At 36.1% G+C, this 13,018-nt stretch carries 11 protein-coding genes; 1 reads left to right on the forward strand and 10 read right to left on the reverse strand.

Going from position 1 to position 13,018, the window contains the following annotated elements:
* Window positions 1-3 precede the first annotated feature (3 nt).
* The 10 genes from VBD025_RS12950 to VBD025_RS12995 all read right to left on the reverse strand — a co-directional run bounded on the left by VBD025_RS12950 (window position 4) and on the right by VBD025_RS12995 (window position 12,304).
* Complete coding sequence (locus tag VBD025_RS12950) at window positions 4-1,362, reverse strand: UDP-N-acetylmuramoyl-tripeptide--D-alanyl-D-alanine ligase (RefSeq protein WP_430786114.1); 1,359 nt, start codon at window positions 1,360-1,362, stop codon at window positions 4-6.
* A 2-nt stretch (window positions 1,363-1,364) separates the two neighbouring features.
* Complete coding sequence (locus VBD025_RS12955) at window positions 1,365-2,834, reverse strand: UDP-N-acetylmuramoyl-L-alanyl-D-glutamate--2,6-diaminopimelate ligase (RefSeq protein ID WP_430791410.1); 1,470 nt, start codon at window positions 2,832-2,834, stop codon at window positions 1,365-1,367.
* A gap of 131 nt (window positions 2,835-2,965) precedes the next feature.
* Window positions 2,966-4,894: a stage V sporulation protein D gene (locus VBD025_RS12960; RefSeq protein WP_430786116.1), complete on the reverse strand. Its 1,929-nt coding sequence runs from the start codon at window positions 4,892-4,894 to the stop codon at window positions 2,966-2,968.
* An 82-nt stretch (window positions 4,895-4,976) separates the two neighbouring features.
* Window positions 4,977-7,205 carry a penicillin-binding protein gene (locus VBD025_RS12965; protein WP_430786118.1) on the reverse strand — a complete coding sequence of 743 codons (2,229 nt, stop codon included), beginning with the start codon at window positions 7,203-7,205 and terminating at the stop codon, window positions 4,977-4,979.
* Window positions 7,206-7,221: 16 nt separating this feature from the next.
* Window positions 7,222-7,593, reverse strand: coding sequence for a cell division protein FtsL (gene ftsL, locus VBD025_RS12970; protein WP_430786120.1), 372 nt, complete (start codon window positions 7,591-7,593; stop codon window positions 7,222-7,224).
* Complete coding sequence (gene rsmH, locus VBD025_RS12975) at window positions 7,593-8,570, reverse strand: 16S rRNA (cytosine(1402)-N(4))-methyltransferase RsmH (RefSeq protein ID WP_430786122.1); 978 nt, start codon at window positions 8,568-8,570, stop codon at window positions 7,593-7,595. The genes ftsL and rsmH overlap by 1 nt, the downstream gene beginning before the upstream one ends.
* 42 nt (window positions 8,571-8,612) lie before the next feature.
* Window positions 8,613-9,044, reverse strand: a complete 432-nt coding sequence (mraZ, locus tag VBD025_RS12980; RefSeq protein ID WP_430786124.1) for a division/cell wall cluster transcriptional repressor MraZ — start codon at window positions 9,042-9,044, stop codon at window positions 8,613-8,615.
* Between the two features lie 273 nt (window positions 9,045-9,317).
* Window positions 9,318-10,973, reverse strand: coding sequence for a bacillithiol biosynthesis cysteine-adding enzyme BshC (bshC, locus tag VBD025_RS12985; protein ID WP_430786126.1), 1,656 nt, complete (start codon window positions 10,971-10,973; stop codon window positions 9,318-9,320).
* A 66-nt stretch (window positions 10,974-11,039) separates the two neighbouring features.
* Entirely contained in the window at window positions 11,040-11,423 is a 384-nt protein-coding gene (locus tag VBD025_RS12990; protein ID WP_430786128.1) for a DUF3397 domain-containing protein, read from the reverse strand.
* A 2-nt stretch (window positions 11,424-11,425) separates the two neighbouring features.
* Entirely contained in the window at window positions 11,426-12,304 is an 879-nt protein-coding gene (locus VBD025_RS12995) for a 2-dehydropantoate 2-reductase (RefSeq protein WP_430786130.1), read from the reverse strand.
* A gap of 182 nt (window positions 12,305-12,486) precedes the next feature.
* Here VBD025_RS12995 and VBD025_RS13000 point away from each other — a divergent pair, with 182 nt between their 5' ends.
* Window positions 12,487-12,957 (forward strand): N-acetyltransferase, encoded by a 471-nt coding sequence (locus VBD025_RS13000; protein ID WP_430786132.1) that lies wholly within the window; start codon window positions 12,487-12,489, stop codon window positions 12,955-12,957.
* Window positions 12,958-13,018: the final 61 nt, after the last annotated feature.

Raw genomic sequence — 13,018 nt, forward strand, 5'->3', positions numbered from 1 at the left:
CTGTTACTTAATGTTCTCGATCATTTTTTCGAATTGCATGCCTCGAGAGGCTTTGAATAGTATTAATGTATCTGCGTTAAGATAATTTGTTAAGTCGTTAACAAGGTCTTCTTTCGAATCAAAGTGTTTACAAATGATTTGGCTTTCTCTTTTTTGCACTTCATCATTAATTACTTTTGAGAGGTCACCGATAGTAAATAAAACTGAAATCGAGTCATTGATCACTTCACTTACGGATTTATGAAAGCTTTTTCCATAATCGCCCAATTCTAAAATATCTCCGAGTACAAGTATTTTATTTTGAAATCCATCCATTTGTTTAACTACATCAATGGCAGCTTTCATTGAGGTTGGAGACGCATTATATGCATCATTAATTATAGCAATACCGTTTTTTCCTGCAAACATTTCGAATCGCATAGACGTGAGTTTTAACGAAGATAATGCATTTTGAATCGTTACGTCATCTATCTTAAGCAGTCTAGCCAGCGAAATCGCAAAAGTAGCATTTAAAGCATGATGGTTCCCTAATAAAGGTACTGTGAACGTTGTTCCGTCCGCAAGTGTAAACTCTGTCTGATTGTGTAAAATAGAAGCCTTTTCTATTTCCACGTTGTTGCCAGCTTTAAACCCACAACTTACTACATTATTTTTACTGTGGAACTCTTGCAATAACGGTTCGTCACCGTCAATAAATAAATAGCCTTCATCCTTCATACCTTTAATAATTTCCAATTTTGCCTTAGCTATCCCAGCCCGCGAACCCAGATACTCTATATGTGATTCGCCAATGTTAGTTATGACTGCATAATCTGGAGATGCAATAGTTGACAAGCGTTCAATTTCACCAAAATTGCTCATACCCATTTCAAGTACGAGCATTTCAGTCTCTCTTGGCATCGCTAGAATAGTTAAAGGTAACCCTATTTCATTATTGAAATTCCCTTTTGTTGCGTGTGTATTATAACTTGATTGTAACACTTGTGATATAAGATCTTTGGTAGTAGTTTTACCGTTAGACCCTGTGACACCAATCACAATGGGGTTGATATTATTTCTATAGGCAGTGGCCAGTTTAGAAAGTGCTGACAATGTATCATCTACAAAGAATAAAGGAAATTCTGTTGGAAGAAAAGATGGTACTTCCTTTTTTTTATTCCAAAAAGCTGCAACCGCTCCATTATTAAATGCTTCTTTAATATAATCATGACCATCAAAATTCTCTCCTTGAATCGGTATAAAAAGCGCTTTTGAAGAGTCTACTCTGCTGTCAGTAACTATTTCATTTATCTCTATTTTGTCTTGTGCAACACCTTTGTAATCACTAAAAAAGGTGGTAATCCAATTGGTTGTAAATATCATAATTATTTCTCCTTAGCTGAAATTGCAAGCTTTGCTATTTCTCTATCATCAAATTTAATTTTATTATGACCGATTAACTGATACGTTTCATGTCCTTTTCCAGCAATTAAGATCACATCGTCTTCTAAAGCAAGATTAATCACATGGTAGATTGCTTCTTTTCGATCCTCAATTATTGTGTAATGCGTTTCTTCCTGACCTCTAATCATGTCTGCTAAGATTTCATTTGGATCTTCTGTTCTTGGATTATCTGAAGTGAAAATCACTTTGTCCGCGTACTTCAATGCAATAGCAGCCATCTGAGATCTTTTTGTTCTGTCCCGGTCACCACCACATCCAACGACAACGTACACATTTTTTTTGGCAAAATCCTGAATCACCTGTAATACGTTTTCGAGTGAATCAGGGGTATGTGCATAATCTACAATCGTCGTAAAAGTATGGTCACCAGGAATAGGCTCGAATCTCCCGCTTATCCCTTTGATTTCCTCTAAAGCAGTTTTAATGACTTTAATTGGAACCTTTAAGGCAATTGCAGCTCCAGCTGCAGCAAGCATATTATAAACGTTAAACATGCCAATAAGCCTACTGTTAATGATAACTTCACCAACTGGGGTAACTAGATCAAAACTGGTATTGTTCGCCTCTAGGATGATGTTCTGTGCCATTATTGACGCTTGTGACTTGCAACTGTATGTAAAGATGTGCTGGGAAGTGCTTCGTACTAAAATATCATGTACAGGGTCGTCTATATTGATCACGGCGAATTTTTTCTTATCTTGCGTATAGGTATTACCTAATTGCGAAAATAAAAGACTTTTTGCACGCAGATAATCCACCATATCTTTATGATAATCCAAATGATCTTGTGATAAATTGCTGAATACAGCAATATCGAAATCACACCCATACACTCTCCCCATGTCTAGTGCATGCGAAGAAACTTCCATTATTGCTACGTCAACATTAGATTGTACCATGTTATAAAAACTTTTTTGTAAAAATAATGAATCTGGGGTCGTATTCTGAACTGGAAATAGTTGATCCCCTATTTTCATTTGAATTGTTCCAATTACACCTGTCTTTTTGTTCCATTCATTCATTATCGCTTCCATAAGGTATGATATCGTTGTTTTTCCGTTTGTTCCAGTAATTCCAATTAGAGGAAATTTGTTTGTAGGATATTTATAAAAATGTGCAGCGATCATGGCAAGCGCCCTTAAAGAATCTGGCACGATAATAGTCGAAATTGTTATCGGTACAATTTTCTCTGTGATTACTGCTACCGCTCCGTTTGCAATTGCCTGATCAATAAAATTATGTCCATCAACAGTAAAACCATTAATGCAAATGAAAAGATCGCCTTGATTAACCTCTCGAGAGTCCATTTTTAGATCGTTAATTGGTTCATCTTCAACTAAATACATAGCTTCATAGAATGGCAAGATGGAAATGATTTCTTTCAAATTCATCGCATTCATCCTATCCATATGTATTCTCTTGCAAAACAGTGTTTAAGAGGGTTCTAAAACCCTCTTCTCATTTTTTAAAGAAAAATGACCACTTTTGCATTTATTATACCAGTTTTTATTCCTAATCACGATTATTTTTTATCTGATAAGTATATGCGTATACTGGATCCTTGATTCACATTTGTTCCTGGTTTAGGTTCTTGATCAATAATGTAGTTACCCGAGCCACTAGCTTTGATAGATAAGTTAGTTTGGTACTCTACAATTTCACTTTTCTTCAATCCTATCAAATCTGGCACGGATACTCTTGGCTGCTCTGGCCATTGATATTTTTTTGCTAACCCATCAGTTCTTTTTTCAACACCCATGGCACTTAAGCTATCCCCAATTATGGTCCCAACAATTGGAGCCACTACTACACCACCAAATTGAACGGTGTTTTTAGGATTATCAATTGCCACATATACAACTATTTCTGGATCGTCTGCTGGAGCAAACCCGACAAACGATAGTACGTAGTTGTTTTGCATGTAACTTCCATCTGGTCCTACTTTCTGAGCTGTACCTGTCTTACCCCCAATCCGATAACCTTCCACGTATGCTGGTCGACCAGTACCGTTTGCCACAACATTTTCCAAAGCATAACGGATTTTTTCCGAAGTACTTTCCGAAATTACACTGTCTATTAAATTCGGCTCTGTTTCACTAACGACTTCTTTTGTTACCGGATCAATCCATTCTTTAGCGATATACGGCTCCATCAAATTCCCACCATTAATAGCAGCTGCTACAGCCATAACTTGCTGAATAGGTGTAACAGATACACCTTGACCAAAAGCAGTAGTTGCAAGTTCCAACGGCCCAACATTTTCAGGTTTGAACAGAATTCCATTACTCTCCCCTTGCAAATCTATACCTGTCTCCTTACCAAATCCGAAATCCCGGATATACGAAAATAGTTTTTCTTTACCAAGCTTCATACCAAGATTAACAAAACCAGGGTTACAAGAATTCTGTACAACCTCTAAATAGGTCTGATGGCCATGCCCACCTGATTTCCAGCAGTGTAATTCTTTACCCCCTACTTTTATATCGCCATCATCGTTAAATGTGTCCTCAGTTAAATTAACTGCATTCTCTTCTAACGCAGCTGCCAATGTAATGATTTTAAACGTTGATCCTGGCTCATAGGTGCTCCAAATAGGTAAGTTTCTGCTGTATACAGTAGAATCGAACTTTTTATATTGCCCTGGTTTGAAATTCGGTCGAGAGGACATCCCCATTATTCCACCTGTTTTAGGGTTTACTGCAATTGCGATTGCTCCATCTGGTGAATATTTTGCTTCAGCTAAATCAAGCTCCCGTTCTATGATTGTTTGAACTTTGGAGTTAATAGTTGTTTTTAGCGTTAAACCATCAACTGGAGGCTTATAGACATCAGCAGGTTCTTTTAGCCGTCCACCTTTACCTGTTGAGTAATAAGAAAGGCTTCCAGGGGTTCCACTTAACTTATCGTCATAATAAAGTTCAAGTCCCATTAGTCCTTGATTATCTATCCCCGTAAAACCAAGAACATGTGATAAGTCATCTCCATATGGGTAATAACGTTTGGAGTCTTTTGCCAGGTAAACCCCTTCCAAATTATATGTTTGTAACGCCTTTTCCTGTTTTTTTGATATCTTAATTCCCTGTGGGCGTATCGTAACCTGACTGCTGTTTTGGGTTATTTTTTCATACGCGAGTTCTGTTGATATACCTAGTACATTAGCTAGTTTTTCAGCAGTTTCTCTTGGGTTCTTTACTTGACTGGGTGCTATTATAACCGTTGGAGCCGATACGTTTTTCGTCAGAACATCACCATTAACATCTAATATTCTTCCTCTTTCAGCTTCAAACGCTACATCTCTGCTCCACAGATCATTTGCCTTCTGGATTAACTCATCAGCTAGAAAAAACTGCACATAACCTAACCGAATATTGATTGCTGCAAACACGAATAAACCAATTAAAAAGACAGCGACTATTCGTTTTCTCACTATTACAGTAGATACACGTTTCATACTCCATCCCCTTTTCATAGGTAGGCTTGTATCCACTATATGATTGAAAAAAACTAAATAGAACACTGTCTGTCCAGTATGGTTATTCTGCTGTTTCGTCCACAGGTGCATCTTCTTTTTGCGCTTCTTTAATACTTTCTTTTTCCTTTTTTTTCTTCTTTTTCATTTCTGGTAATTTAAGTTCAACACCTAAATAATCACCAGTTTTTAAGACTGTGCCTTTTTTAATACTTTGCTTTACAACATAGCCATTGCCCATTATTTCTATTTTCAAGTCAACCAAATCTGCCATTTTATACACTTCACGCATAGACCAACCGCTTATATTTGGCATTGTTGCCTTATTCGTGACCAGCATTAATTGATTAGTTGATAATACTTCTTCATCTTCCAGCACACTGGAGTCAACGATCTTGTTCCCGTTACCAATAACAATTATATGATTAAGACCTAGTTTTGATAACTGATCTTTTGCATCCTTTGTATTTTCACCGACCAATTTAGGTACTTTCACGAGTGAAGCTTTATCTTTCACTTCTTTATCTGGATTAATATTCAAATAATGCAACCCATTTTTCATTACATTTTTAAAGATGAAGGATACTGGTACAGAACCAGCTTCATTGTCCAAATCTGGTAATTTAACAGATACATACATCATTAATTCAGGATCATCTTTCGGTGCCATCCCTAAGAATGAAAACATGTAGTTATCGTGACCATTCATATATCTGCCGGTTTCTGGATCGGTTACCTGTGCTGTTCCTGTTTTACCAGCTACAGAATAGTCATCCAATTTAAAGTTTTTCCCTGTACCACCTTCACCAGTTACTACGGTTCCAAGTAATTCTTTTACATGATCAGCCGTCTCTTTCGATATAGGTTGCCCAACCATTTCCGGCTTTTCTACCTCTAGGGTTTTACCTGTATCCGAATCCACTACCTTCTTCGTTACATATGGCTTCATCATTTTTCCATCATTAGCAATCGCTGTTGCTGCCTTCATTTGTTGAATAGGAGTTACGGTAGTTCCTTGTCCAAAAGATGCTGTGATTTTTTCGATTGGATAATCATATACCAATCTTCCGGTAACCTCACCAGGAAGATCTATTCCTGTTTTTTCATTGAACCCGAATTCTTTAAAATAGTTCAAATAAGTTTCAGGGCCCATTTCCTCCCATAACAATTTTGCCGCAGCTACGTTAGAAGAATGTCTGAATCCTTCGTCGTAAGAAATAGACCCCCAACCTTTACCATTATTATAGTCATTAACACTGCCGATATTTGGAAGTGCGCGATAACTACCAGATTTATAGAATTCATCGCCATTATATTTTCCTGAATCAATTGCAGCTGCCCAGGTAAACATTTTCATAGTAGAACCTGGTTCCGTTGGTGTTGAAATAACATCATTATACCAATTTTCAACATTTTTAGGATTATTTGGGTTGTAACTTGGGCGGTTACTCATCGCCACTATTTCTCCTGTTTTCGGATCCATTACAATAGCGGTAATCCGCTCTGGATTATATTCCTCGTTCACCTGTGATACCGTATCCTCTAATAGTGTCTGGATCTTTTGATTAATAGTTAAATATACATTATCTCCATTTTCAGGTTTCTCGATTACTTCTTGTGGATTTAATAATTTTGTACCAAATTTATCCCGTTGAAACGAAATATGTCCATCATCCCCACTTAAGATATCATTCATTTCTCTTTCCATACCAGCTATTCCTGTGATTTCGCCGTCCTTTTTCTGAGCAAAACCTATAATATGAGAGGCAAAAACACCATTTGGATAATAACGGATAGAATTTTTTTCAAATGTGATACCTGGAAGCTCAAGGTCTTCTATTTTATCTTTCGTTTCTTGAGAAAGTTCTTTTCCATCGGTACCAAATTCGACCTGAAACTTATCCTTCTCGACCCCTGAGTTTATCCGGTCAAGAATATCTTTTTCCTCCATATCTAATAGAGGAGCCAGCATCTCCGCAGTTTTCTGTGGATTTTTCACATGCTGTGGCTCCTCTAAATCTTTTGAGTGAGACTCATCTATAATAGCTTGTATTTTAAATGTAGGTCGATCATATGCAAGTGTCATACCTTTACTATCAAGAATCTTTCCTCGTGTAGAATCAAGTGGATAAGAAGAAGTACGTTTTTCTTCTGCCCACTTTTCCAGTGAAACATTATTTATTTCACCTGTGGCCTGTATGTACATAAATCGTCCTGTCAGGATTAAAAAAATCGAAACAAAAGCGAGAATTAGAATACCAGACATCAAATGTGTTGTGCTATTTTTTTTCATAACAAATCCACCTTGCTTAGTTGTTTAATGCACTAACTTGCTTAATTTCTGCATCTTGAATTTGTAATCCATTTTCTTTAGCTATTTTAACGATTCTTTCCGGTCTACTCAACTCTTTTTTTTCAAAAAGCAACCCTTCGTTCTGCACTTGCTGTTGCTGAACTGTATTTTCCAGTGCTTGTACATCTCTATTGACTGCGTCAGTTACGGAAGCAAAAGATACAATGTAGATGGCAGCGCTAAGTAGACATGTTCCTGTAATAGAATACAGAACCTTTTCACCTTTTGTTATCCAGCTTTGTTTTCTTACTTTGATGACAACTTGTTTGTCCTTTTGCGGAGCAGTTGTCTGTTGTTGTTGCCAGTTTCGGGCTTGACTTGCACTCATTATTTTTTCCACCCTTCCATATAGGTAAATTCAGCATCCCATGGCTTTACCTTTTCTACAATTCGTAATTTTGCTGATCTTGATCTGCGATTTTCTTCAAGTTCTACATCGTCTGCAATAATTGGCTTACGCGTAATTATTTTAAAAGGAGCTTCATGACTTTCTGGAATAATCGGCAAATTCTTTGGTACAGGCTTTCTAGAACTCCATTTTTTAAATGCTTGTTTACAAATTCTGTCTTCTAGAGACTGAAAAGTTATTACAACAATTCTCCCACCAACATCTACCATGCGTGCCGCCTGATGCAGCGCATCATTAAAAACTGCTAATTCATCATTTACTGCAATCCTTAATGCTTGAAAAATTCTTTTTGCAGGATGTCCGCCTGTCCTTCTAGCAGGAGCCGGAATTGCATCCTTAATAATTTCGACTAATTGATGTGTCGTGTTTATCGGCTCCTTTTCACGGTAAGCCTCAATTTTGCGAGCAATTTGTTTTGAAAACTTTTCTTCACCGTATGTAAAAAATATCTTAATTAATTTTTGATACGGCCAATTATTGACAATTTCATGTGCGTTTAAGGTTTGATTCTGATTCATCCGCATGTCCAGATATGCATCGTGCTGATAACTGAACCCTCGTTCTCCACGATCGAGTTGAGGTGATGAAACTCCGAGGTCAAAGAGTATACCGTTTATCTCGCTTATATCGTTTTCAAGAAGTTCTGTTTCTAAATTTTGAAAGTTTGTATGAATAAACTGTATATTATCTTGGAAAGATGTAAGTTTTTCCTTTGCTGCTTGTAAAGCATCAATATCCTGATCAATAGCAACTAACAAACCATTTTTGTTTAGTTTGCTCACAATCTGCTCAGAATGACCTCCACCTCCAACTGTACAATCTACATATGTACCGCTTGCATGTATGTTCAATCCGTTTATGGTTTCTTCTTTTAATACACTGTAATGATTGAACATGGTTCCACCCGCTTCTTTTACAAAATTATATGTTTCACTATGTTAGATATCAAAATCCATTAAGTTTTCAGCAATCTCAGCAAATGATTCTTCAGAATCGTTAAAGTAGTCTTCCCAATTTTCACTAGCCCAAAATTCAATGCGATTTGAGACTCCAATGACTACACATTCTTTATTCAATACTGCGTAGTTACGAAGTGGTTGGGGAATATTTATTCTGCCCTGATTGTCTACTTCACATTCTATGGCGCCAGAAAAGAAAAATCGAGTGAATGCTCGTGCATCCTTTTTCGTAAGTGGCAATTTCTTTAATTTTTCTTCAAGCAGTTTCCATTCACTCATAGGATACGCGAATAGACATTTGTCTAATCCACGTGTCACAACAAAACAATCCCCAAGATCTTCACGAAACTTGGCAGGAACTATGATTCTTCCTTTTGTATCGATGTTATGTTGAAATTCTCCCATAAACATACGGTTTCCCCACTTTCATATAATCATGTTACCACATCCCCCCACTATTCACCACTTAATTTTAATATTTTTTATAATAAAGTTAAAAACAGTTATTTAGTCTCAATATAGCTAACTAAACTATTGATTTAACAAGGTTTTAGCAGACACAAAAATATCCCTATAATATCGCAGCCATTCTGAATGACTTACGAAATTATAAGGATAGTTATTGGAAAAACCTTTTCATGCAGCTATTTTTTACATAGGTGGTGAAAAGTGGGTGGATCCAAATTAGATATAAACCAGATAGTGTTCCTTGTTATACGAACAGGACTGATTGGATAACTGCTTAATAAAATCAACACCATGTCGATTTATCAATGGTAATGGATTCCAAACTCTTTCCTGCAGACTATTACTTGGATTTAATGCCAGCTGAAGAATGTTAAATTCATGAATTTCAATTGCGTATTTTTCTTCAATCGTTTTATTTATCCGCTTTTCCAGAAACTCGATGTCTCGAATTAAGTATTCTAAGTTCTTATTTGAAAGATCCCCAAGGTCTGACTGGATTGATTTCGCTAGCTCGCGAAGAGGTTGGTGAGCCTCCTTAACGGTCTGCTTTAATTGATCCGCCACTTCATTTACCGGTGGGTCACTTTTGGCAGCTAACCATTTCGCTTTTACTTCCATCACACCATTTTTTATCGCTTCATCAGGCATTACATGATATTTGTTTAATAGCTTTTCTATATTTCGTTCAATAAAAGTGAAAGATAGCCTAGGTATTACCGGCGGCATTTTCATATCGTTCACTTGAAACGCTTGTTTCAAAACAGACCAATAACTAAGCTCTCCAGGACCTGCAATAAATGCTAGTGTAGGAAACACCATTTCCTGCATTAAGGGTCTTGTCATGACATTATTACTAAGTAAATCTGGTCGGTTTCGGGCAATGTTTACCATTTCACTTTCACTAAATTTAACTTCATTATTTTTACCAATCCAGTTATTGTTTTCATCACGTACTAATAAAACTCTCTCATTATCCTGTTTAAAAAATAAATTCCCATCGTTCGTATCAACTTCGACTGATAGCGAGTATCCTTCGTTCCGTATCGCGTCATATGAATTTTTCATACCATTTGTCATTTGTGGTTGATTGTTTATCAGGTTTAGAAAATAGTCACTTTCAAAATTTCTAAGATGACTACTGTCGGAATCAAGTAACACTATTCCTTCGTCATTAAATAAGTGGAATATAGTCTGCGCAAAGAAATCGACATATGTATCCGAATTCTCCAGCAGTTGTTCGAAGGTTTCATGTAATCCTTTGGTGTGATTCGTTTCATTTAATTGTTCAAAAAGCATAACCAACCATTTACCGGCCGCTTCTTGATCTATTTTAATATCGGAAACTGCTTTCTTTTCTAGCAGGCGCTGCAGTAAAGTGAATTTCTTCATTCTAGTGTTATCAGTCATAAAAATATGATTGATTTCATCAAAATCATGATCCTCGCCTGCAATCCAAAATACAGGAATTACCGGAACTTGCAGCTGTTCTTCCTGTTGCTTTGCAAGATGAACTATGGAAATAATTTTATTAATCGTATACATTGGTCCGGTCAGCAACCCTGCCTGCTGTCCGCCAATCACAACTACACTGTTATCCTGTTTTAAGCGATCAATGTTGTCAAATGTGCTAGAAGGAGCATTCCATTTTGTGTTAGCCCTATATAATACTTCAACAAGATGACTTCGATTAACGTTTCTATTTTTTAAATCTGCCAATCTTTGTTCAAAAACTCCTGAACTAAATGGATTATAATCAAAATAATCCATAATACGGGAATTTTCATTTCTATAATCATTAATTAATTTATTTTCAGTTTGTAAGTTGATAGAATGAACGCGCATAAAATTACATGCTCCTTTAATGTTAATCATAATTCTGCACTATGTATTCTACCTAATACACAAAAAAATTTCATGTAATTTGTTTTAAGCGATTTACTATATAAGCAGCAACTGCTGAAAAATACCATACAAAACAAGTGAAATGTACAAAGAAAAATATAAAAGAAAACTTGCCCGCCAGGCAATTTTCCATGCTTTACCAACATTTACTTCTGTATAATTAATCCGCTGAAAAATAAGAATGATAGTTAATTGAACTAGTTGAAATGCAAGAATATACCCAATAAAAAAATGATGAAAGATGGTGTTGCACAAAACCATTACAGATAAAATATACAAAATAGTAGTCCATTTAATGGAATGATGAAATGCGTATATTCTGCTTTTTTTAAGCATTCGATTTATTTTATAAATAATCCATGTGATGACAATTGGAAAAGTCAAAGCACCAGCAACACCATACGTAATAATGCTCCACATTTCTATTCATTAATCCCCTTTTTCACCTCTAGAGCTCTAATGCTGTTATAAACAAATGTTGTATACGGTATATCTATTGTTGATTTTTTTACAATATAACCGGAAATTGCTTCATTCTCAGACTTCCGATTTCTTTTTAAATCCTTCCACATGGAACTTACATTTTCCTTTGTTATGCTGGCTACTGTCTGAACATTATTCCACTGATCCATATAGTCTAATTGAAGAACTATGCATGCTTCCTTACATAATTCTTTAGCTAAATACATTAAATACCGATTGCGCATAATTTCACCATTGGGCACTTCAAACAGTGCACTTAACGGGTTGATTACTGCATTTATAACTAATTTCTCTGCTAACAGGTTCTCCCAATCAGATTCAACCTTAATAGGGAATAATGGCTGATGAAGTTGTTTCTCTAACATTTGCAGATTTTCTTCTTCCCCACTGAAATTTGCTAGTTTAATCATGCCTTTCCCTGTATGAGAAACGATATGGTCACTTTTACGCAATGCACCGTGGGTCACTATGCCGATATAGACAGGATTTGCTAGTCCTTCTAAAAAATCTATATGTCCCATACCATTTTGCAGAAAGATGATCGGTGTTTTTTCATCAAATAAAGACAGCAAAGGCAGGATAGCTGTAATTTCTGGCTGTTTCACACACACTATGACACAATCTTCTTCTTTAACCTCATTTGTCAATAGTGCTTTGACTTTACAAGGGGTTGTTAAATTTGAGAGAAATAAACCATGATCATTCAATTTTTGTTTTTGTTGATTTCGACGCACATACACCGTGACATCATGATTTTCGCCTAAGTATCGGGCTACTAAAAGTCCAATTGAGCCACCGCCCAAAATACCAATCTTCATTCGTTTCCCCCCTTGAAGTCGCCTTTATATACTATATTGTAGCAAATAAACAGTATCTTGTAACGAAAATCAATCTTCAGGTGAAATTTTAAATTTCGGTCTTGTTCGTTTCATTCTTATTTCGTTTATATTATAATTAAATTATAGATAGCATTTAAGGTTTAAATAGAGGGGGAAAGATAATGGAACAAATTAAAGTTGAAAAGCTGTTAATCAATTATAAAACACTTGAAAAGTTTAAACACTTTAAAGCATATGGAAATCAGGAGTTGTCCATGCTGGAAGATCTTCAAAGCAATATCGTAGAAAATGATAGCGAGTCTCCATTTTATGGGATTTACTATGGTAATAACCTTGTAGCAAGAATGAGTCTGTATAAGGTGACAGCTAAGTATGATGCATACTTCCACCCAAAACAGGATTACCTGGAACTTTGGAAACTAGAAGTACTACCTGATTATCGCGGAAAAGGATACGGTCGGGCTTTGGTGGAATTTGCAAAACAGGATAAATTACCAATAAAAACGAATCCAAGGATAAATTCGCAAGGTTTTTGGGAAGAAATGGACTTTCAAAAAGCAAAATATGAAATGGAACGAGATTTGGGAGAGAATCCATACATATGGATGCCAGATGGCGTTAAAGAAAAATAATTTCAAGAAAGAGAGGCAAAAAGATGTCCAAGCATCTTTTTGCCTCTCTTTTACACATATA

Source organism: Virgibacillus flavescens, from assembly GCF_050574275.1.
Lineage (GTDB): Bacteria > Bacillota > Bacilli > Bacillales > Amphibacillaceae > Virgibacillus_F > Virgibacillus_F flavescens.